General features: G+C 46.6%; 19 protein-coding genes. 11 read left to right on the top strand and 8 right to left on the bottom strand.

Annotated elements, in window-relative coordinates; genetic code table 11:
• Nucleotides 1-24 precede the first annotated feature (24 nt).
• The 3 genes from MBO_RS06975 to MBO_RS06965 all read right to left on the bottom strand — a co-directional run bounded on the left by MBO_RS06975 (nucleotide 25) and on the right by MBO_RS06965 (nucleotide 2,520).
• Entirely contained in the window at nucleotides 25-504 is a 480-nt protein-coding gene (locus MBO_RS06975; RefSeq protein WP_036366095.1) for a hypothetical protein, read from the bottom strand.
• The gene (locus MBO_RS06970) at nucleotides 494-760 is read right to left on the bottom strand and encodes an FAD assembly factor SdhE (protein WP_036366093.1); all 267 of its coding nucleotides are present in this window, start codon (nucleotides 758-760) and stop codon (nucleotides 494-496) included. The genes MBO_RS06975 and MBO_RS06970 overlap by 11 nt, the downstream gene beginning before the upstream one ends.
• Before the next feature lie 170 nt (nucleotides 761-930).
• On the bottom strand, nucleotides 931-2,520 hold the full coding sequence (locus MBO_RS06965; RefSeq protein ID WP_036366091.1) for an inorganic phosphate transporter: 1,590 nt from the start codon (nucleotides 2,518-2,520) through the stop codon (nucleotides 931-933).
• A 246-nt stretch (nucleotides 2,521-2,766) separates the two neighbouring features.
• On the opposite strand from MBO_RS06965, the gene MBO_RS06960 reads away from it, so the two are divergent.
• The 4 genes from MBO_RS06960 (at nucleotide 2,767) to MBO_RS06945 (ending at nucleotide 6,741) form a co-directional block, all read left to right on the top strand.
• Nucleotides 2,767-3,492, top strand: a complete 726-nt coding sequence (locus MBO_RS06960) for an FFLEELY motif protein (protein ID WP_036366089.1) — start codon at nucleotides 2,767-2,769, stop codon at nucleotides 3,490-3,492.
• Between the two features lie 116 nt (nucleotides 3,493-3,608).
• Entirely contained in the window at nucleotides 3,609-4,487 is an 879-nt protein-coding gene (ubiE, locus tag MBO_RS06955; RefSeq protein ID WP_036366087.1) for a bifunctional demethylmenaquinone methyltransferase/2-methoxy-6-polyprenyl-1,4-benzoquinol methylase UbiE, read from the top strand.
• On the top strand, nucleotides 4,487-5,101 hold the full coding sequence (locus MBO_RS06950) for an SCP2 sterol-binding domain-containing protein (RefSeq protein WP_052585359.1): 615 nt from the start codon (nucleotides 4,487-4,489) through the stop codon (nucleotides 5,099-5,101). The genes ubiE and MBO_RS06950 overlap by 1 nt, the downstream gene beginning before the upstream one ends.
• Before the next feature lie 2 nt (nucleotides 5,102-5,103).
• Entirely contained in the window at nucleotides 5,104-6,741 is a 1,638-nt protein-coding gene (locus tag MBO_RS06945) for an ABC1 kinase family protein (RefSeq protein WP_036366084.1), read from the top strand.
• A gap of 79 nt (nucleotides 6,742-6,820) precedes the next feature.
• Here the strand turns inward: MBO_RS06945 and MBO_RS06940 are convergent, their stop codons facing one another.
• Entirely contained in the window at nucleotides 6,821-7,213 is a 393-nt protein-coding gene (locus tag MBO_RS06940) for a helix-turn-helix domain-containing protein (RefSeq protein WP_036366081.1), read from the bottom strand.
• A 107-nt stretch (nucleotides 7,214-7,320) separates the two neighbouring features.
• On the opposite strand from MBO_RS06940, the gene MBO_RS06935 reads away from it, so the two are divergent.
• Nucleotides 7,321-7,680, top strand: a complete 360-nt coding sequence (locus MBO_RS06935) for a hypothetical protein (RefSeq protein ID WP_036366078.1) — start codon at nucleotides 7,321-7,323, stop codon at nucleotides 7,678-7,680.
• Between the two features lie 538 nt (nucleotides 7,681-8,218).
• On the opposite strand, the gene MBO_RS06930 is transcribed toward MBO_RS06935, so the two are convergent.
• Nucleotides 8,219-8,509, bottom strand: coding sequence for a YeaC family protein (locus MBO_RS06930; protein ID WP_036366077.1), 291 nt, complete (start codon nucleotides 8,507-8,509; stop codon nucleotides 8,219-8,221).
• A gap of 18 nt (nucleotides 8,510-8,527) precedes the next feature.
• Nucleotides 8,528-9,505: an NAD(+) kinase gene (locus tag MBO_RS06925; RefSeq protein WP_036366396.1), complete on the bottom strand. Its 978-nt coding sequence runs from the start codon at nucleotides 9,503-9,505 to the stop codon at nucleotides 8,528-8,530.
• 186 nt (nucleotides 9,506-9,691) lie between these two features.
• Here MBO_RS06925 and MBO_RS06920 point away from each other — a divergent pair, with 186 nt between their 5' ends.
• Nucleotides 9,692-10,414 carry a Bax inhibitor-1/YccA family protein gene (locus tag MBO_RS06920; protein WP_036366075.1) on the top strand — a complete coding sequence of 241 codons (723 nt, stop codon included), beginning with the start codon at nucleotides 9,692-9,694 and terminating at the stop codon, nucleotides 10,412-10,414.
• 77 nt (nucleotides 10,415-10,491) lie between these two features.
• Here MBO_RS06920 and MBO_RS06915 read toward each other — a convergent pair whose 3' ends face one another.
• Nucleotides 10,492-13,062, bottom strand: coding sequence for a heavy metal translocating P-type ATPase (locus MBO_RS06915; protein WP_036366073.1), 2,571 nt, complete (start codon nucleotides 13,060-13,062; stop codon nucleotides 10,492-10,494).
• A gap of 280 nt (nucleotides 13,063-13,342) precedes the next feature.
• On the opposite strand from MBO_RS06915, the gene mrcB reads away from it, so the two are divergent.
• From mrcB to MBO_RS06890, 5 genes are all read left to right on the top strand, one after another.
• On the top strand, nucleotides 13,343-15,745 hold the full coding sequence (gene mrcB, locus MBO_RS06910) for a penicillin-binding protein 1B (protein ID WP_080702219.1): 2,403 nt from the start codon (nucleotides 13,343-13,345) through the stop codon (nucleotides 15,743-15,745).
• 98 nt (nucleotides 15,746-15,843) lie between these two features.
• Nucleotides 15,844-16,767: a 50S ribosomal protein L11 methyltransferase gene (gene prmA / locus MBO_RS06905; RefSeq protein ID WP_036366070.1), complete on the top strand. Its 924-nt coding sequence runs from the start codon at nucleotides 15,844-15,846 to the stop codon at nucleotides 16,765-16,767.
• Between the two features lie 341 nt (nucleotides 16,768-17,108).
• Complete coding sequence (locus MBO_RS06900) at nucleotides 17,109-17,384, top strand: helix-turn-helix domain-containing protein (RefSeq protein WP_227712690.1); 276 nt, start codon at nucleotides 17,109-17,111, stop codon at nucleotides 17,382-17,384.
• A 205-nt stretch (nucleotides 17,385-17,589) separates the two neighbouring features.
• A complete protein-coding gene (gene purH, locus MBO_RS06895) occupies nucleotides 17,590-19,188 on the top strand; it encodes a bifunctional phosphoribosylaminoimidazolecarboxamide formyltransferase/IMP cyclohydrolase (RefSeq protein ID WP_036366067.1) in 1,599 nt (532 codons plus the stop codon).
• Nucleotides 19,189-19,366: 178 nt separating this feature from the next.
• Nucleotides 19,367-19,672: a hypothetical protein gene (locus MBO_RS06890; RefSeq protein ID WP_036366064.1), complete on the top strand. Its 306-nt coding sequence runs from the start codon at nucleotides 19,367-19,369 to the stop codon at nucleotides 19,670-19,672.
• A gap of 52 nt (nucleotides 19,673-19,724) precedes the next feature.
• On the opposite strand, the gene sppA is transcribed toward MBO_RS06890, so the two are convergent.
• A complete protein-coding gene (sppA, locus tag MBO_RS06885) occupies nucleotides 19,725-20,762 on the bottom strand; it encodes a signal peptide peptidase SppA (protein WP_036366062.1) in 1,038 nt (345 codons plus the stop codon).
• Nucleotides 20,763-20,828 lie beyond the last annotated feature (66 nt).

The raw sequence follows: 20,828 nt of genomic DNA, 5'->3' as shown, positions 1-20,828 counted from the left end.
GTGTAATTTTTTATGCAATTATTATTAATTTGTCATCAGCTTAGATGATAAAGTACAAAGACCCAATAGCTTACGATAATCAGCATCCGCCACATCACGCCGATGAATCATCACCTCAAAGTATCGCTTTCTAGGCTCAATCACATAGAATTTTAATACCACCGCCCCATTCATACCGATCGCTCGCTGACTGGATAGTAGATATGCCTGCCATAGCTGTCGCCTTACACCTCGCCCGATACCTCGGCCAACACTAAGCTGCCACGGGCCATCAGTATGCGTACAGCCCATCCATACGATCTTAATACGCCCTACATAAATCCACGAGAACACACTGGTAATGGCAAATAACAGTACACATTGCCACGCTAATAACGCCTGCCAAGAGATGAGCATCACTGCAATCACAAATGCCGCCCAAGGGATAAATCTTAGGCAGCTTTGATGGATTACGATGTCTAAGTTTAGGATGTTTTTGGAGAAATTGGGAGTTTTAGTTAGCATATTTTAGCTGTTTCATGCGCTCAATCAGACGCGCCACACCCTCGTCATCAGGACGTTCTTGACCCAAGAAAAACAACAACAAATCAGGATCCTCATGCTCCAATAAACGCACAAATGCCGCCTGCTCATCGTCAGACGCGCTTAGATAATGCTCTTTGACATAAGGGTCAATATAGTAATCAAGTTCTTTTAGACCGCGGCGCGCCTGATAGATAATACGGCGCTGCTCTAATGTCGGTTCGATATGGTCACTCATGATCACTCCGTTAGCCATCATACAAGTCGATAAATTTGGCATAAGTATACCAAATTTATACAATCATGCGCAGATCATTTTTATTTTTAATTTGCTTTGGTTGATGGCTTTGTAATAAAAAACGACCTGCCATGATCATCATAACAAGTCGCTTGAAGGCTGATGTGTACTTACATCACATTAGACAGCACCACAAAGAACAGCGCACTGATACATGCCGCCGCTGGCAATGTGATGACCCAAGCAAGTCCGATCGGCTTCATGAGCTTCCAGTTGGTGTTCTTATTAACAATCCCAATACCCAATACCGCACCCACCAGAATGTGCGTACTAGATACAGGAATACCCAAGCTAGATGCACCCATCACGACCGCTGCTGCTGCTAGCTCTGCAGCAAAGCCTGATGCAGGATGCATCTCGGTTAGATTCGTGCCGACAGTCTGAATGACTTCTTTACCGATGAACCACAGACCTACGATAAGCGAGACACCAAAGGTCAGCATGACAGGCGCAGGAACTGATGCCTTGGCTGCGATGGCGTTTTCTTTGATGACATCTAGGATGGCAACGAAAGGACCGACCGCGTTCGCGATGTCGTTCGAACCATGCGAGAAAGCAAAAGCACACGCGGTAAATACCTGCATCCAGCTGAACATGATGAATGTCGCCTTGCCTAGGTCTTCTTTATGCTTACCGCGAATGGTCTTGGTATAGATGAAGGCAGTTAGCCACACCATCGCACCAATCATGCCCATCACAAGGCTTGCGTGCAGCGTTGATAGGTTTAGACCCGTGTTCTTTAGACCCTTGAATACCACCATCGCTGTCATGATGACCGCGCCAAGCGCCGCGATTAAGGGCACCCAAGTTTTTAGGGCTTTAAGGGTGTCTAGATTACTGCGCTCGTTCTCAATGTCGTGTAGTGAGCGATAATATTCCGTCTCAAGTTCATCACGCTGACATTCGCCTTCATTAAAGGCTTCTTGGTCACGCAGCAGCGCGGTGGTATAAGGCAGCTTCTCATCATCATTTAACGCCTCAAAATGCTCTTTTTGTTCGCGTTTTAGGGCTTTTTTGCGAGCTTTTAATGACTTGACACGCACTTCTACTTTGTCGTTATACGCCAAGATATTGCGCTTGATAAGACCATATAGGATATAAGACAGCAGACCGCCAAGCACAGGTGACATTACCCAGGAAATGGCGATTTCACCGATTTTTGACCATTTAACGGTCGAGAACGCAAGCTCTGAACCACCAAAGCTAATACCAAGCACGATGGATGAACCAACGATACCTCCAATGATGGCGTGTGTGGTCGATACTGGCAAGCCCTTTTTGGTGGCGAAAAGCAACCAAAAAGCCGCCGCCGCAAGCGCCGACAGCATCAGATAGATGAACTGATTTGGCGATACGCCCAGCTTGCCGATGTCCACGATACCACTTCGGATGGTGTCAGTTACCGCAGCACCAGCAAGTACCGCACCCGACACCTCAAAAATAGCCGCCACCGCAAGTGCTTGGGTGACGGTCAATGTGCCTGCACCGACAGACGTACCGAACGAGTTCGCCACGTCATTACCGCCGATGTTAAACGCCATGAAAATACCAAAAAAGCTTGCTACCATAAATAGCAGCACTTGTTGATGCAAGGTATACTCCAACCCCCACATCACAAAATAAACGCACATCCCTGCAAGCAATACCGCAAAGAAAATATTTGCCAGCATGGGTGTGCTTTGTTTCGCTGAATTTACCATAAATCCGCCAAGACGATTTGATTGTTAGTTTAAAACTGCCCGAAAAACACGAATGCGATATTGTAAGAATCAAATATGACAGTTTTATGACAATTTTAACATATCATCGCCAATTTGGCTAAATTTTGTCATATTCGTGTCAGATGTTATCATTTTGTGTTTTTATCCAGAGTGGTATTACGATTGAATTTTGATATACCACCCCAACATAGGCTTAAAATTATAGACGCTTTTATCGGTAAGTACATGTCGCACATTCAATCTTTGGTCGATACCCTAAATGGCTATCAAGCCCTACCACACCACAGTGATGCCAATCTTAAACACATTCTAAATGAAGTTCAGACATGGCAAAAATCACGCATTCATCGAACCAATAAACCACTGTTTGATAACAATAAAACTGCGCCACTTGCTCATTATCTGATCGATCGCATCTATAGCGATAAGGATTTTGACATACTTGCCAAGCAGCTTCTCACCGCGGGCAATAACGCCCTAAACGGCTCGGGTCGTCTAGAAAAGCTCATTCCACAAAACACACTCGCCACAGGCATCCTAGGTGTAAAGGCAGCGGTTCTGGCGGTGGAGCTCGATCTTGTGCTTGCCAAAGCCATCCAACGAAATAATACATATCTACAATCATTCCATCAAGACGGCATTACCGATGCGCTGATGGTTGAAGTCTATCAAGCCGTTAACGCAAAAGACGCACGCATCGCACAGATTCACGCCATCAAAGAGGTGTGCGAGCTATCATACAAGCAATTTAATTCATTTTTATTACAAAAAGCGTTTTCTTTGGCAAAATTCACCGCCTATCATCACGGCTATCAGCCTTTGTATGACTTCATTCATGATGGACTGATCGCCATCAAAAGCATCAAAAAGATTGATGATTTCACCGTGCCATTTACCCAAAATGAGTTGGCCACGATTGAGCGCATTCATCAAGATGGCAAAGTTTATTAACCTGCGTGTAAAATCATCCATCTAAAATGGCAATTTATGGTATGAAAAAATCCCTATTTATAGTATTATGATAGGGATTTTTTAGTCATATTTATTCATAAAAATTGGAACAAGCCATGAGCCAAGATAACAAGTCAAACGAATTTACCAATCCTAATATTTTGCCTACTGGCACGCCACAAGGACAGTCAGCAATGCAAAGCCCTACCAATGCGGACAATCCGATGCAGCGCGCTTATTCTGAGAACGTGGGCGAGACGACGCATTTTGGTTATCAGACCGTGGATGCCCGAGAAAAACAAAGTAAAGTCGCCGAGGTCTTCACCTCTGTCGCCTCAAAATACGACATCATGAATGACCTCATGAGCTTTGGTATTCACAGACTATGGAAGCGTTATGCCGTCAGCCTAACTGGCGTGCGTTCAGGTCAGCGCGTGCTTGACATCGCGGGCGGTACAGGCGATCTTGCCAAAGTGTTTAGCCGTGAAGTGGGTCGCTCAGGTCGCGTGGTGCTGTCTGACATCAACGAAGCGATGCTTGAGGTTGGTCGTATTCGCCTGATTAATGCAGGTTGCAATAACGTTGATTTCGTGTTGGCGAATGCTGAGACGCTAGAGCCTTTCGAGGACAATTCATTTGATCTGGTGACCATCAGCTTCGGTCTGCGCAACGTCACCGACAAACAAAAAGCCCTTGAAGCGATGCACCGCGTCCTAAAACCAGGTGGACGACTGCTTGTGCTTGAATTTAGTAAACCTGTTTTTGAGCCACTATCAAAGGCTTACGATCTTTATTCATTCACCGCCCTGCCTGTGATGGGCAAGATCGTCGCCGGCGATGCTCAAAGCTATCAATATCTGGCAGAGTCCATTCGTATGCACCCCGACCAAGCCACCTTAAAAGACATGATGGAAAAAGCAGGATTTGTAAACTGTGACTACCACAATCTAACTGGCGGCATCGTGGCGGTGCATCGTGGGTTTAAGGCACGCTGATGATTAGCGTGCTTACTCTTGGGATTGTTGAGCACATCATCAATGGCGTGCTTGGCACGGATCCCATCGCCATTTCACATCTTAATGGTCTGTCTGGCAAGACATTTCGCGTGATCATTGCCAATCCATCGCTGTCCGTTGATGTGCTGTTTTGTGATGATCATGTGAGGTTTGAGCCTGTCAGCCAAAGCCTCCTTGAACCCCAAGGCGGTATCATCACAGAACCTGACTGCACGCTGCATGCTACCAGTCCAAGAGAGCTAATGGCACTCATGCAAAACCCATCGGGCAACCTTCCCATTAAGGGCGATCATAAGGTACTCATGCAAATCAAAGCCCTAAGCGATGATTTTAGCCCCGATGCATTCGCCCAATTAGAAAACCTAATCGGCAAAAGCGGTGCAAGCTATGCCTACATGCTCACCCAAGAGATATCCCCGATTGTCTCGCCAGTGCTCGACTCTCTAAAGTCCATCATCACAGGTGCAATCACCCCAGCTCAGGACAGCGCGCTGGACGATGCCATCAGCCAAAAAAAGCAAGAACTGCTGCGCCTACAAAGTGACATCGAACGCGAACAAGCTCGCCTAACCGCCCTACAAAACCAACCATAACCATGCTCATCTCTCATCGTAAACGCCTACTTTCGCTATATCGCATCGCTGCTAAATATCGCCTAGACACGCATCTGCCCGTCGATGACATGCCAGAGCTTGCGCCATTGGCACGTCTGATTCGCCTGCATCCTGCAAGCCTAGGCAAATCGCATCACCCCATGGGCGTCAAGCTCGCCTTTGAAGAGATGGGTACGCTTTTTTTAAAATTAGGGCAGCTGCTTTCAACACGATCCGACCTACTGCCGCCAAACATCATCGCGCAGTTATCACTATTACAGGATAAAGTCGCACCCTTCGATGTGGACATCCTAAAATCCGAAATCCAAAACCCCAAGACAGGTCTTGGCAAGCCTGTTGATGAGCTGTTCGCTCGGTTTGATAATAAGCCACTCGCCGCCGCCAGTATCGCTCAAGTACACACCGCCAGCCTCCACGACGGTCGTGAAGTGGTCGTAAAGGTCGTTCGCCCTGACATCAAGCCTGTCATCATTCAAGACTTCGAGCTGCTGCGCGACATGGCAAATTGGCTGTCTGCTCGATTGGAGTCTGCGCGTGCCGTGCATATCGTCAGCGTGGTAGAAGACTACCGACAGATCATGCTAAATGAGCTGGATCTCACCCTAGAATCTGCCAACGCCACTCGCATGCGTAATAACTTCACAGGCTCATCGCTAATCTATGTACCAGAAGTGTACATGGCGAATAAATCGGTCATGGTCTCGGAGCGAATTTTTGGCGTGCCGATCTCTCAGACAGAGAAATTTGATGCCTTAGGCTATGATCGCTCGTTACTTGCCAAGAATGGCTTGACGATATTCTTCACACAGGTGTTTCGCGATAACTTCTTCCACGCGGACATGCACCCTGGCAATATCTTTGTCGAAACCCTACCCAATGGTGAAGCCGTCGCCAATCCGCGCTACCTGGGGTTGGACTGTGCAATCATGGGCGAGCTGTCACGCGAGGATCAGCTGGTCGTCGCGCGCATGCTGCTGTCAGTCATGAATGGCAACTACACCGCCCTAGTAGATATCATCTCTCAAGCAGGCTGGATACCGCCTTCTGCTGACAAGCACGCACTTATCCGTGATATGGCGCGTACGGTCAGCCCCATGGTGTCCAAACCCATGAGCGAGCTTGACTTTGCTGGCATCTTATTTGAGATATTAAACATCGCGCGCCGTCATCAGATGAGCATACCACCGCAGCTGATGCTACTGCTTAAGACCTTGGTTCATGTCGAAGGGCTTGGGCGTGAGCTGTATCCTGCGCTTGACATCTGGTCTCTGGCAAAGCCAATCTTAACCGCGTGGGTAAAAGACCAATTAGACCCCTTCAAAAATCTAAACGACATCAAAGAAAAAAGCCCCGAGTTACTGCTCTCCGCCACCGAACTGCCTAAGCTCATCACGCAAGGCGTGCAGTCCATGGCGACATTAGGCGCAAGACAAGACAAAGAACTGCGTGAGATCCAAGCGCTGCGCGCTGATTTCCTGAATCAAAAACGCCATGACTGGATTGCCTTAGGTGGATTTTTAGGATTTATCGCGATTGGGCTGACCCTGCCGATTTGGTGGGTGGGGGTGATTTTTCATGTATTGGCGATTGGGTTTGTGGTGTGGCGGGTGTTGGTTTAGGTTGGATTTAATTGGATGTTTTTGTAGAAATATTGGGGATACAATCTAGGTTTTGGTCCATTTAATCCAATTTCACGATTTAATTTGAGGAACAACTTCTGTACATATCAAGTAATTCTTTCTGTATTGCTATTTCTTTATCCTTTTGCTCAATTATCTGCTTTAAATAATTGATTTGCACTTCTAATTTTTCAACATTTTGTTTTTCGTTATCGCCGTATTGATTAAAGGTTCCATTGAAATGATAGGCACCATTCAAGGTTTGAATGATACCGCCTCCATTTGGCATAAGCTCAAAAACACTTACTGACAAAATGTCAGCAATCTGTTGAAGCCTACCAATACTCAACTGCGTTTCTCCACGCTCGATTTTAGAATAGCCGCTTGCTGACATGCATAACTTTTCTGCAAGATCTTCTTGAGTAATTTTTTGAGCTTCTCTTAAAACTCTAATCTTATCATGTGTTTTCATTACAATTCCACCATTTCGACAAATATTGTCCATATTGGATTTGTGTAATATAGCCGAAACCCTATAATTTAACAAGTAATATTTATTTCAAATGAGGAAAACCATCAATGAAATTAAAGAGTGTTTTTGGTTCATTATTATTTAGCTTTTGCTTTATTGCAAATGCGGGCGCAACAGAACCTAAATCTGTTGAAATCTGTGTTAAATCGCGCTCGGAATACCAATGGAATAAAGCTCGCTTAGAGGGGGCTATATTAACAACAGGAGATTATGTTAACAATTATGGAGGTTTTAAATTCCTTCCGGATGGCAATTTCATTGTTTTTGATTTTGGCACAGAAAATGATCCAGACCCTCAGTTTTTAAAGCTTACTGGTGCTTTTACGGAATCCTATCAAGAGACTGAGGGAATGCTTGGTGATAGATGGCTTATCGCCAAAAAAGCTTCTAACAAGATCTGCCAATAGCCCTAAATTTATTCAAGTAATATTCGAGCAATCTGCGTTTTAATTTTAGATAAAATCGTCCTTTTGGCAATTTTTATATCGATTGCTGAATGGCGATGAAATTTGTTTAACCTTCACATCATAAGGATTTTAATATGAAGAAATATGTTTTTTTAGCATTATTAGTATGCAATTCAGCACTTGCCCAAAACTCCTACATAACTTTCGGAGATAACACTTACGGAAGTGACACTACAAGTTATACACGAATTGGCAACACGATATACGGTAGTGATGGCATTAGTCATACTATAATAGGCAATACGATGTACAGCAGCAATGGCATGAGTTATACCAGAATTGGTGATACTACAATTAGTAGCTCTGGCAATTCTTACAGAACTATTGGCAACACAACCCTTGGAAGCGATGGCTCAACTTGTACACAAATTGGCAGACAAACTATATGCAATTAACTATGATATGCCTCATTTTAACTTTTAAGTAGCTGTCATAAAAATTAAGGATGGGTAATACTCCCATCCTTAATTTTAATTTTCTAGTTCTTAAAATTCACAGGTCGCTCAGCGTTAGGATAATGATGCTCATGCTCCACATCACACTCTTCGCCGACGGTGTTGCCTTTATCGTCTTTTGGCTTCTGGATATAGCCTATACGCTCTTCAACCGGTAGGTGTTCATGCTCCCAAACCATCACCGCTTGCATGCAGGTCTGGCGCTGCTCATCTGTCAGACGAACGCCGTTGTCCCATTTGCCCAGCTCAATGGCAGTGCGGAACTTTGCGACGATTTCAGGATTTAGGCTATCTAGTATGTCTTCTTTATTCATCTTTGACTCTTGGGTGTTTCATTCGGTCTTTAGGGCGAGTTCTTCTGTGTATAGGTTCCAGTTTAGCTTAGTGCGGCACGCCTCATAGAAGCTATAGCTCGGTGGATGCAGCAACAGTAAGGTCTTATCATGCTTGGCGATGAGTAGTGTCTGATCGTTATCGAGTGGTGCTGATGCCTTACCATCTGCGCCCACCATGGGCTGTGTGCGATTATCTTTGTGAATGTTGATGGCGATTTGGCTGCTACCTGCCACCACCAGAGGACGGCTAGACAGCGTATGCGGATGCATCGGCACAATACAGATGGCATCAATGGTCGGGTGGATGATGGGTCCGCCTGCCGAGAGTGAATAAGCGGTCGATCCTGTCGGTGTCGCTACGATCAGACCATCGGCATGCTGACGATAGACGTCTGTGCCATTAATTTTTAATTGAAAATCAATGGTATGCACCGATTTGCCAGCGTGCAGAACGATGTCATTTAATGCCACATCTTCATGGATGACAATGTTAGTCGGCCTGCCATCAGCATCATTATTTACAATCTTAAATGTCAATAAAAACCGTTCCGCCAGCCAATAATCTCCGTCCAACACCTGCGTGACACGCTCTGTCAGCTCATCTGGGTTGACGTCCGCCAAGAATCCAAGTCGCCCACGGTTCACACCCAGCACAGGCACATCCGTACCCGCGAGCACACTCGCCGCCTGCAGCATCGAACCATCACCGCCAACCACGATGGCAAAATCACAATGCTCGCCAATCTTTTGGCGTGGAACGATCTTAAATTGATTACCGTCCACCTTATCAAAATCGATCTCAAGCCCCTCGATTGCAGCGGTCTCGGTATCGATGACGATGGACAAATCACGCTCATCAAGTAGAACGATGAGCTCATTTAGGGTTTCGACCACGCTTTTTTTGCCGGCGCGCCCCATCAAGCCAATGCGCTGGAACTTAGGACGCTTTGGGTGATTATTCACAAAATTTGACATAAAAATCAATGCAAAAATAAAGCGTATAATATCAAAAAACCCCACATCAACACAACCTAAGTTTTTAGATATCATCAGCGCTCATGGCTTAGTGTATGAACGATAAGCCATTGATTAATGCTTGATTTTTCTAAAATCTGCCTTATAATCAGTGAAAGATTTTTATTTTTTTATTAAGGAAAAATTATGGCAAACCCTATCGTCAGTCGCACCGAGCTTGCGGCTGGTAGTGTTCCGATGACCGTTGGCGGTGTCGTCAAAAAAAGCGCGTTCTTATTGGCTTTGGCTGCCGTCTCAGGCTTTGGTGTATTCTTCTATGCTCTGATGGGTGGTATATCGGTTAGTATGCTATATCCGCTTGCCTTGGTGGGCCTGTTTGCAGGCATGGGCTTAGGCTTGGTATCAGCATTTAAGCCACACCTTGCTAAGAGCTTAGCGGTGCCATATGCACTGTGTGAAGGTGTGCTGCTTGGGGCGTTTAGCACCATCATGTTCCTAAGATACCCTAGTGTACCGCTGTCAGCGCTGTCAGCCACTTTCATCACCGCAGCCGTGATGCTAACCCTGTACAGCACAGGCATCGTGAAAGTTACTGAGAAATTCCGCTCGATCCTAACGTCTGCGATCATCGCCATTGGTATCCTATACCTTGTACAGCTTGGCTTTAGACTGTTCGGCTCAAGCCTACCCCTATTGTTCGATGGCGGCATGGTCGCGATTGGCTTTAGTATCTTTGTGGTGATCATTGCATCGTTTAGCTTGTTGCTTGATTTTGATAATGTGGATAAAGGCGTCCAATACGGCGTGGCTCGTGAATTTGAATGGGTGTATAGCATCGGTATTCTATCAACCCTAGTATGGATGTACATCGAATTCCTGCGCTTAATCGGCTATCTACAAGACGACTGATTAACTAATGAAACTTACCAATAAAAATATCGCACTCAATTGGTGCGATATTTTTATACTTATGATTAACCAAACGATCAACGTTTTAGGCGCATGGCGTTCGCCACAACGAGCAAGCTTGATAAGCTCATGCCAATCGCTGCCAACCAAGGCGGTACATAGCCTAAGGCCGCAGGAATAAGCACCAAGCTATTATAGATTAGTGCCCAGCGTAAGTTTTGGCGGATGATTTTTTGGGTCTTGGTGGACAGTCTGGTCGCTTGCGCCAGTGGCATGAGTCGCCCACCCAATAGCACACTGTCAGCGGACACCTGCGCCAGATCGGCTGCGCCTGCCATCGCTGTCGAGACATTCGCCGCCGCCAGTACAGGCGCATCATTAATCCCGTCGCCCACCATGAGCACGGCATGACCTGCCGCTTGTAGGTCTTTGATGTGCTTGACTTTGCCCTCTGGCGTCAGACCAAAATAAGCCTGCTCGATGCCCAGCTGCTTAGCCACTTCTAATGCATTTGGATTTGGGTCGCCGGTTAGCATGATTGGTGTGATGTTTTGTGATTTTAATTCATCAATCATCGCGCGAGCATCTTGGCGAATCGCATCATTAAAATAAAACCGTGCCACCACCTGCCACACCCCATTAACCTGACTTGACAATAATACCGACATGTTCGCCTGATGCGCAGGTAGATTCTCATGCAGCTCATCAGCCAGTACGCCTGTTGGTAGGACGAATTTTTGATGTCCGATACGATAAGCCACACCATCTATCCAGCCTTCCACACCGCCCGCCGTGTGGTGTGTGCTGTCTTTTACCTTAGGCAAATGAAGTCCATGAGCAGCAGTGAGTAGCGCCCACGCCACAGGGTGCTTTGAGCCAATCTCAAGCGCGGCAGCGATTTTTAGGGCTTCTGTCTTATCAATCACACTCACTGTGTCTAGCAGATTAGCCTGACCCAGCGTCAGTGTACCCGTCTTATCAAAACAAGCATAAGACACTTCCGATAACGTCTGAATGGTGTGCCCGCGCGTCGCTAGGAATCCAAATCCCGCCAAGCGATTGGTCGCTACAGTAAGTGCAATCGGCGTGGCAAGGCTAAGAGCACACGGGCAAGTCGCCACCAGCACCGCTACCGTCGCCCACAGCGACTCGCTCTTATCCACAAACCACCACACCAAGAACACAAGGCATGACAGGACAAGCACGCGTGCCACGAACCAGCGCGCCATCTTATCAGCATCTTGGGCGATTTTGGGCTTTTCGCTCATGGCGCGGTTCATAAGTCGATCAATGAGCGCGATTTGACTGTTATCGATCTCCTTGGTGACGAGCATGACGAACGGCTGGCTGTCATTCTGAGCGCCACCGACCACCATATCGCCTTGATGCCTGACGATAAGATCACTCTCACCGGTCAATAGACTCTGCGACACCGTGGCGCTTTGTGATAACAAGATACCATCAGCGACGATCTGGCTGCCTGCATCGATGCGAATGATGTTGCCCACCTTGACAGACTGTGCCAGAATCTTATCCCCATCATCTACGTTCCGCTCTAGGATGTTATCTAGATGGTGGTGATTTTGCCACCATGATTGGATGATGCTTGCTTTATTATCAGCAGATAAACTTGTTACCAATGACGCATCTTGGGCGATTTTTTGTACCAAAATCGGCTCGATCACCACCAGATCTGATGCCATGTTTGATGCTTTTAGGCGGGCATTTTGTTCAATGTAGCGTCCCGCCAATAAGAAAAAGATAAACATCGACACCGAATCAAAATACGCCTCACCCGTACCTGTTAATGTCGCATAAACGCTAGCACCAAAAGTAGTAATCAGCGCGATCGATACAGGCACATCCATGCTCACCTGACGCGCCTTGATGGCATTGTAAGCCGACGTGAAGAACGGCACGCCTGCATAGAACATCACAGGAATGGTTACAAACATCGCCACATAGCGCAAGAAATCTCGATGTTCAGTCAAAATACCACTATATTCGCCAAAATACATGCCAATCGAGAACATCATCGCCTGCATCGCACCAAGCGCAGCGATGGCAAGACGGATGAGCATTTGCTTGTTTTGGCGCTTCATCATCGCCTCATGCGTATCTTGGCGATATGGCTTGGCATTATAACCCACCGAATGCACCACCTGTAGAATCTCACCGATGTCGCACTGATTTTCATCCCAGTTTACACGCATTCTTTGCTGAGTGAGGTTCACTTGGCACGCACGCACGCCATCGATTGCTCTTAGACGCGTCTCAATAAGCCACGTGCACGCCGAGCAGCGTAGGTTCGCCACAGATAATTCTGCCGTGCTGCCGCCATCTTCTTGATAGACGAATTGTGCCTTGATGTCGTCATGATTATACGCATCAAAATTCATCGCATCAGGCAGGCTTGCGGTCGGACTGATCTCCCTGCGATCTAGATAATACTGCTCAAGTCCAGACTCTACGATACTTTGCGAAGCAAGCTTACAGCCTAGGCAGCACATCGGACGCGATTTATCAAAAATCACGGTATAAAATGGCTCTTTTGGCAGCACCTCCCCACAATGAAAGCACGCCCCTTCTGGCGGCAAAATGAGTGATTGCTCAATCTCATTCATCTTCGTATCGGCAGCAGTATTCATAATCAAACACTTTTTTAATTTGGCATAAACGCGTTATTATATCACTTTCATGTGTCATCAGGCGCGTTGATTGAGAAATTCTCCAGTAACACGATGACAATACTCACGGTGTTTTTTCATCAATTTTCCATGAACTTATTTGTATTATTACCATAAAATTGAAACACTTATCAAAAATTCTACAAACCCGAAACCAACAAGCACATCAAATCATACAAGCCCCTTGATAATTTCATCGCAAATCGCTAGTATGTTGGTAATTTATTTGCAAGGTCAGTTTATGACGAAGTCCTTTGATCAATTTACAGGCCAACCCCCAAAACAACAACAAGGCTCAATCATTGGTTTTATCCTGCTTATCATCATTGTTGCGGTGATGATTTTATTGGGTTTATATGCGTTTTATCTAAATAACACCATCATCAATAAATTTGAAAATCGCCGCTGGGACATCCCCGCCACTGTCTATTCACGCCCGCTAGAGCTATATCCGAACGCACCTGTCAAAGCAGGCGATCTAGAATCATGGCTAAAACTCCTTAACTACAGCCAAGGCAAAAACACCCAAGGCAGCTACCAAAAATCAGGCAGCACCTACACCATCTATACGCGTGGCTTTAATTATGGTGATGGCGATGTCGAACCCAAGCAGACCATCAAGGTGCTGTTCTCCAATGGTAAAATCGCCCGCCTGCAGACCAGTCAGCCCACTCAGCGAACAGCGCTGCGCTTAGAGCCAGTGAATGTCGGCGGCATCTATCCTGAGAATAATGAAGATCGCATTCTACTCACCAAGGACAATGTGCCAAAGCATCTGATGAATGCACTCATCGCCACCGAAGATCGTAACTTTTATGAGCATCACGGCGTGTCCATGCGTGGTACCGCGCGCGCCCTACTCTCTAATGTCACAGGCGGTACGCGCCAAGGCGGCTCAACAATCACACAGCAGCTGATCAAAAATTTCTACCTAAATTCTGATCGCACCCTAAAACGTAAAGCCAATGAAGCCCTAATGGCTCTACTTCTTGAGCTGCATTATGAAAAAGATGAGATCCTGCTCGCTTATCTAAACGAGATCAACCTTGGTCAAAATGGCAATCGCTCGGTGAATGGCTTTGGCATTGCATCGCAGTTTTATTTTAATAAACCCTTGGCGGAGCTTCGTCTTGATCAGTACGCGCTATTGGTCGGCATTGCCAAAGGTTCAAGCTACTACAATCCACGAAAGCACCCAGAACGTGCCAAAGACCGTCGTAACACCGTGCTGCACAACATGCTCATCACAGGCAAAATCAGCCAAGAAGAATACGACAGCGCCACCCAAAAACCACTCGACGTGGTCAAGACCCCAACCATCGCCAAGAGCCGCTTTCCTGATTTTTTTGATGCGATTCAGCGCGAATTGAAGGCTTATTATAAAGAAGAAGACCTACAAAACCGTGGTCTGAGGATCATCTCAACCCTAGATCCTCTCGCCCAACGTGCCGCCGATAATGCCATCAAAAATAACAAAAAATCCAATCTACAAGGTGCGCTCATTAGCGCCAATCCTGTTACGGGCGAGGTGGTTGCCATTGTTGGTAGTAGTGCTGATTTTACAGGATTCAACCGCGCCATCGATGCCAAGCGACAAGTCGGCTCACTCCTAAAACCCATTATCTATCTCACTGCCCTACAGTCAGGTCGTTACAATCTAGCCAGTAGCGTTGATGACAGCCCGCTGACTTATACCATCGGCAATCAGACTTGGACACCCAAGAACTACAGCGGCATCTCACATGGCGCAACACCACTCACCACCGCACTGGCTCAGTCCTACAACCAAGCTGCGGTCAATGTTGGCATGGAGTTTGGTTTGCCGATTTTTTATCGTCAGCTGCAGATGCTGGGTGTCAGCGATCAGACTCCTAACTACCCTTCAGTGCTGCTGGGCGCGGTAGATATGTCACCCATGCAAGTTCTTAGCATTTATCAGACTTTCGCCAATAGCGGAGTCAGCGCGCCCATTCATACCATCAAAAGCGTGATTGACGATAAAGGAAAAGTCCTTCAAAACAGTGACAGCCGAGCTCAGATTCGCCTATCGCCCAAGGCAACCTATCTGACCAATTACGCCATGCAAAAAGTCTTCACTCACGGTACGGCACGCGCAGGTAACTTTAATTCAACCCTTAATCTAGCAGGCAAGACTGGCACGACGAACGATGGGCGCGATGCTTGGTTTGCAGGTTATAGCGGTAACTATGTGTCCGTGGTCTGGATTGGACGTGATGACAATAAACCCATCGGGCTTACCGGAAGCTCAGGCGCTCTGCCCATTTGGCGAGCATTCATGCAGCCGCTTAATCACACGCCTGTTGAGCTGCCACTGCCTGCAGATATCGAATGGACGTGGCTGGATAACGGCACAGGACTGCTGTCCCATCAAGGCTGCCAAAGAGCGATATGGGCACCGGTGATTCGTGAATTCATGCCACAAGAATACGGCAGCTGCGCTGCGAACATACGCTACAATGTCACCCTACAAGAGCGCATCGACGCACTGGGTGATGAGCTGGTGAGCATGGAAGAAGACTACTTAGAGGATGATTATATCATCGAAGAGCCCATGCCTTCTGATGAAGAATTCTACACGCCTAGCAACGAAGAGTCGCCCACATCTGAGCAATTTTATCAATAGTGCCTAACGATGCAGCTGTTCAATACTCAAAATTTTTTAAATGATTGATAAAATTTGTTATAATGCGTTTATTCTAATTGATAACATAAGGCTATTTTATGTCGTGGCAACACATACATCTACAATGCCCAAAAGATAAAGTTGAATTCGCTGAGGCTTTATTCTATGAAAGCGAAGCGGTTTCCATACTTCTAGAAGACGCGGGCGATGAGCCATTATTTGAGCCATTGCCTGGCGAGGAGCCGCTATGGGACGAGGTTATCTTGACTGCCATCTACGACACCAATTCAGACGATCGATTCGATGGCACGGATTTTGAGACGCTTGCCAATGACATCGCCGCACAAGTGAGCGCAAGCCGATTTTGGACGACGCGCCTTGATGACAAAGACTGGTCCCGCGAATGGATGGCGCATTATAAGCCCGTCAAATGCGAAGGCAATCTATGGATCGTCCCTGAATGGCTAGACGCGCCTGATCCTACCGCGACGAATCTGATTTTAGATCCAGGTCTTGCCTTTGGTACGGGCTATCACGCCACGACTCGCCTATGTCTAGACTGGCTGTCAGCGCAAAATCTAAAAGACAAAGTCGTCATTGACTATGGCTGTGGTTCAGGCGTGCTGGGCGTGGCAGCATTACTACTGGGCGCAAAAGAAGTATTGGCAGTGGATATCGACCCGCAGGCCATTCTCGCGACACGCCAAAACGCCGCCCTAAACAACGTATCCGACCGCCTAAAAGTCTTCTTGCCCGAAGAGTTTAGCGAATATCAACGCGCGCATGACCTCACAGCCGATACCATCACAGCCAACATCCTAGCCAAGCCACTCATCGAATTTGCGCCGCTATTTAGCACCCTATTAAAAGACGGTGGCTCGATCGTACTAGCAGGATTGATTGAGAACCAAACCCAAAGCGTCATCGATGCCTATGCGCCTTATTTTGAATTAGGTGCCGCTTATCACTATGATAACAAAGACGATCACCACTGGCATCGCCTGTCAGGCATCAAGAAATAATCGCCTTTTGACCATTTGATACATATCGGCTTTTGATCTTATTGATTAAAAGCTGATTTTTTATGAATTATTTGTATCGTTTTACAAATATTAACTTTTGTTCAAAATTCATCCAACACGGTGATAAGTCATTGTCTTTCATAAGATTTATTTATTTCATCAAATTAAGTTGTATATTTTTTAATCATTACACAATTACATTTTTATTGTACTGCATAACATAAAACCGTTACCAATTTCAGCAAGCTTTTGTTAATATTTGCGCAACATTTAAATATTTAGACTTGTTTTTAATTGCACTTTGCGATTTGTGGTCGAAAATTCATTTATTCAGTTTAGATTTGATTTTATATTTCAAGATTCCCCTGATTGACCAAAACATTAGTCCCATCCCACGATCGACGCACATTGAGCAAGCGGTCGAGCAGTATCTAGCCACCGCTGACAAGGAGGCCAATGACATCTATCAAGTATTCTTGGCCGAGCTTGAACGTCCGCTATTGATCGCGACGCTCAAGCACACTCACGGTAACCAATCAAAAACCACCAAGCTACTTGGTCTAACCCGTGGCACCCCCTGCGCAACAAATCAAAAGCACACTGACTGCTGTAATTAGCCAATCTGCACAATTTCGCCTGCAATAATGGTAAAATTTCACACAAAAATCCCCTCTACCCCTTTATAAAAAACGCCAAAACTGCTATCATGGCAACGGCTTTTGACAAGAGCGTTTCATGTCATTATGGAGTCGCTCTTTTGTACATTTGGCTTATATTTTATTTATTGTTCATACAGTCGCAGTCATGCGCATTGGGGGTATTATGAGTGTTAAGCGTTTTGCCTTATTGTCAGTTTCGGACAAGGCGGGTATTGTTGAATTTGCCAAAGGCTTGGTAGATTCAGGTTTTGGAATTTTATCAACTGGTGGTACATTTAAGCTATTAACAGAATCTGGCGTGGCAGCGACCGAAGTCTCGGCGCACACAGGCTTTAGCGAGATGATGGACGGCCGCGTCAAAACCCTACACCCAAAAATCCACGGTGGCATCCTAGGCCGTCGCGGCATCGATGATGACATCATGAACGAACACGGCATCGATCGCATTGACATCGTCGCGGTGAACCTATATCCATTCGCAGCCACCGTGGCTAAGTCTGACGTAAAAATGTCTGACGCCATCGAGAACATCGACATCGGCGGCCCTGCCATGGTGCGCTCTGCCGCTAAGAACCATGCACACGTTGGCATCATCACCAACCCAGCAGACTATGCACGCGTACTGAACGAAATCCAAACCGCAGGCGACATCAGCTATGCCACGCGTTTTGATTTGGCGGTAAAGGCCTTTGAACATACCGCGCATTATGACGGCATGATTGCTTCATTCTTTGGCGCACGTCTAAACGATGCCGCTACAGCACCAAGCGAAGACTCCACCCGAATGACTGATTTTGCTCGCACCTTTAACGTACAGCTTGCCAAATCACAAGACCTGCGTTATGGCGAAAACCCACACCAAAAAGCCGCATTCTATGTGGAGCATGGCGCACAAGAAGCCTCGGTTGCGACCGCTCGCCAATTACAAGGCAAAGAGCTGTCTTATAACAACATCGCTGACACCGATGCTGCTTTAGAATGTGTAAAATCATTCACCAAACCTGCCTGTGTGATCGTTAAACACGCCAACCCTTGCGGTGTGTCAGTTTCACTAGATGGCATCTTGGATGCATACAACCTGGCTTATGCCACCGACCCAGAATCAGCATTTGGCGGCATCATTGCCTTTAACCGCCGGCTTGATGTTGAGACAGCACGTGCCATTGTTGAGCGTCAATTCGTTGAAGTCATCATCGCACCAAGCATCGAAGATGGTGTGCTAGAAGTAACGGGCACGAAGAAGAACGTTCGCGTACTGGTCTGCGGCGATCTACCTAACCCAGAAGAGCGCGCCACGCAGCTAGACTATAAGCGCGTTAATGGTGGTCTGTTGGTTCAAGACCAAGACCTAGGCATGATCACTAAGAACGATCTTCGCGTCGTGACTGAGCGCGCACCGACCGAAGCTGAGCTTGACGATCTGATCTTTGCTTGGAAAGTTGCCAAATACGTTAAATCTAACGCCATCGTATATGCCAACAATCGCCAAACCATCGGCATCGGCGCAGGTCAGATGAGCCGTGTGAACTCTGCACGTATCGCTGCCATTAAGGCAGAACACGCAGGTCTGGTGGTTGAAGGTGCTGTCATGGCATCAGATGCCTTCTTCCCATTCCGCGATGGCATTGACAATGCCGCCGCCGCTGGCATCAAATGCATCATCCAACCTGGTGGCTCTATGCGTGACGAGGAGACCATCGCCGCTGCCAACGAACACGGCATCGCCATGGTGTTCACAGGCATGCGTCACTTCCGTCACTAATAACAAGACCTAAAATACGCACCACATCGGTGCGTATTTTTTTATGAAAATTCATAAAAATCAAAGTTATACACTTAACGCAATCACAAGAATCACTTAAAGTTTTCTACAACTTTTGTTTTATTTTCCTACCACTTGTGTGTTACAATACTCTTTAAATTTTGGCAAGGTAGCAACCATGATTTCCCCAAAAATCAAAAACAAATTTTCCAATCATCCTGAAGTCATCATGCGCCCCATCCATCTGCGCTTATCTGAAGAGATTATCTCGCATCTTGAAGATACCGCTGGAGCGCATGGCTTTAATAGAATTCAAGGACTGATTCGCCTTTATATTCGTCAAGGTCTAGACCGAGATAACTGCAACTACAACCTATCTGATGACGTGCTATTCATCGAAAAGCTTCGCAAAAAAGGCGTCAGCCAAAAAATCATCGATGAAGCCTTGGCAGATGTTAACAAAAGCTGCGATTTAGATAATTAATCCCAATAAAAAACACACCTAAGACCTAGGTGTGTTTTTTATTTGTTTGACATTATCTTAGGCTTGGTTTCACCTCGTCACTCATGGCAATCTTAACGCCCTGCCCCAGACCTTTGCCCATCTGTACGCCAAAGCGATCAAAGAACTGCTTCACAGGATCAACATAGCTATAATTCACCTGTTCTAGCTTAAGTTCTTTTTCCAATTGCGACATGCTGCCAATCTTATCAGCCAATCCCAGCTCAACAGACTCTTTTCCTGTCCAAAACAGCCCTGTAAAGATTTGATTTTGCTCGGCATTTTTTAGTTTGTCGCCGCGACCTTGCTTGACTGCATCGATGAAGTTTTGATGAGTGGTGTCAAGCAGCTTTTGGACATGCGCACGCTCAGCTTCATTCATCGGGCGCGACATGGACAGAATGTCCTTATACTCGCCTGCGGTCATTGTATGGTCTTGCACACCCATCTTGTCAAGTAGCTGCCCGATGTTGTAGCTTGACATGATGACACCAATTGAGCCTACCAAGCTTGATGGATTCACCCAAATCTCATCCGCTGCCGATGCGATGTAATACGCACCTGATGCGCCTGTGTCACCAATCACCGCATACAGTTTTTTATCGGGATACTCTTGTTTTAGATCCATCGCCATCTGCCACACCTCATCAGACTGCACGGGCGAACCACCTGGCGAGTTGATGGCAAGTGCAACCGCCTTGGCATGCGTGTTCTCGAATGCCTCTGTCAATGCACTATTAATGTGGTGTGCGCTCGTCTCGCCATCAGCCGTAATCGCACCGCGCACATCCACCACGGCCAAATGTGGCTCACTGATGCCCAGTGGGGCACCTTTGGTTTGGGTCGGTGCACAGCCTCGACCCAGCATAAGCACAAAGAACACCACATAGGCGAACGTTAGCAATTTAAAGAAAATACTCCAACGACGTGCGCGACGCTGTTCATCAATACTCGCCATCATCGTTTTTTCGATGAGTCGCCATTCAGGCGAGTTTGGCTGTGGGGCATTTGATGTGGTGAGCTCTTGTTGAGTTGGAGTTTGATTTTTATGAGGATTTGGTGGCCACGCCATGTGATCTCCTATGTATTACTTCAAATAGACCTATTGTAACCGAAAAAAACCAAATATGATAGCCGA

The sequence above is a fragment of the Moraxella bovoculi 237 genome (genome assembly GCF_000696305.2).
Taxonomy (GTDB): domain Bacteria; phylum Pseudomonadota; class Gammaproteobacteria; order Pseudomonadales; family Moraxellaceae; genus Moraxella; species Moraxella bovoculi.
Note: the sequence above shows the minus strand (reverse complement) of the source record. Positions and strands in the feature narration are given on the sequence as shown.

Bases quoted from the DNA above. Each gene is read 5' to 3' on its own strand.
- MBO_RS06975 (WP_036366095.1), bottom strand. From the start codon at position 504: ATGCTAACTAAAACTCCCAATTTCTCCAAAAACATCCTAAACTTAGAC.
- MBO_RS06970 (WP_036366093.1), bottom strand. From the start codon at position 760: ATGAGTGACCATATCGAACCGACATTAGAGCAGCGCCGTATTATCTAT.
- MBO_RS06965 (WP_036366091.1), bottom strand. From the start codon at position 2,520: ATGGTAAATTCAGCGAAACAAAGCACACCCATGCTGGCAAATATTTTC.
- MBO_RS06960 (WP_036366089.1), top strand. From the start codon at position 2,767: ATGTCGCACATTCAATCTTTGGTCGATACCCTAAATGGCTATCAAGCC.
- ubiE (WP_036366087.1), top strand. From the start codon at position 3,609: ATGAGCCAAGATAACAAGTCAAACGAATTTACCAATCCTAATATTTTG.
- MBO_RS06950 (WP_052585359.1), top strand. From the start codon at position 4,487: ATGATTAGCGTGCTTACTCTTGGGATTGTTGAGCACATCATCAATGGC.
- MBO_RS06945 (WP_036366084.1), top strand. From the start codon at position 5,104: ATGCTCATCTCTCATCGTAAACGCCTACTTTCGCTATATCGCATCGCT.
- MBO_RS06940 (WP_036366081.1), bottom strand. From the start codon at position 7,213: ATGAAAACACATGATAAGATTAGAGTTTTAAGAGAAGCTCAAAAAATT.
- MBO_RS06935 (WP_036366078.1), top strand. From the start codon at position 7,321: ATGAAATTAAAGAGTGTTTTTGGTTCATTATTATTTAGCTTTTGCTTT.
- MBO_RS06930 (WP_036366077.1), bottom strand. From the start codon at position 8,509: ATGAATAAAGAAGACATACTAGATAGCCTAAATCCTGAAATCGTCGCA.
- MBO_RS06925 (WP_036366396.1), bottom strand. From the start codon at position 9,505: ATGTCAAATTTTGTGAATAATCACCCAAAGCGTCCTAAGTTCCAGCGC.
- MBO_RS06920 (WP_036366075.1), top strand. From the start codon at position 9,692: ATGGCAAACCCTATCGTCAGTCGCACCGAGCTTGCGGCTGGTAGTGTT.
- MBO_RS06915 (WP_036366073.1), bottom strand. From the start codon at position 13,062: ATGAATACTGCTGCCGATACGAAGATGAATGAGATTGAGCAATCACTC.
- mrcB (WP_080702219.1), top strand. From the start codon at position 13,343: ATGACGAAGTCCTTTGATCAATTTACAGGCCAACCCCCAAAACAACAA.
- prmA (WP_036366070.1), top strand. From the start codon at position 15,844: ATGTCGTGGCAACACATACATCTACAATGCCCAAAAGATAAAGTTGAA.
- purH (WP_036366067.1), top strand. From the start codon at position 17,590: ATGAGTGTTAAGCGTTTTGCCTTATTGTCAGTTTCGGACAAGGCGGGT.
- MBO_RS06890 (WP_036366064.1), top strand. From the start codon at position 19,367: ATGATTTCCCCAAAAATCAAAAACAAATTTTCCAATCATCCTGAAGTC.
- sppA (WP_036366062.1), bottom strand. From the start codon at position 20,762: ATGGCGTGGCCACCAAATCCTCATAAAAATCAAACTCCAACTCAACAA.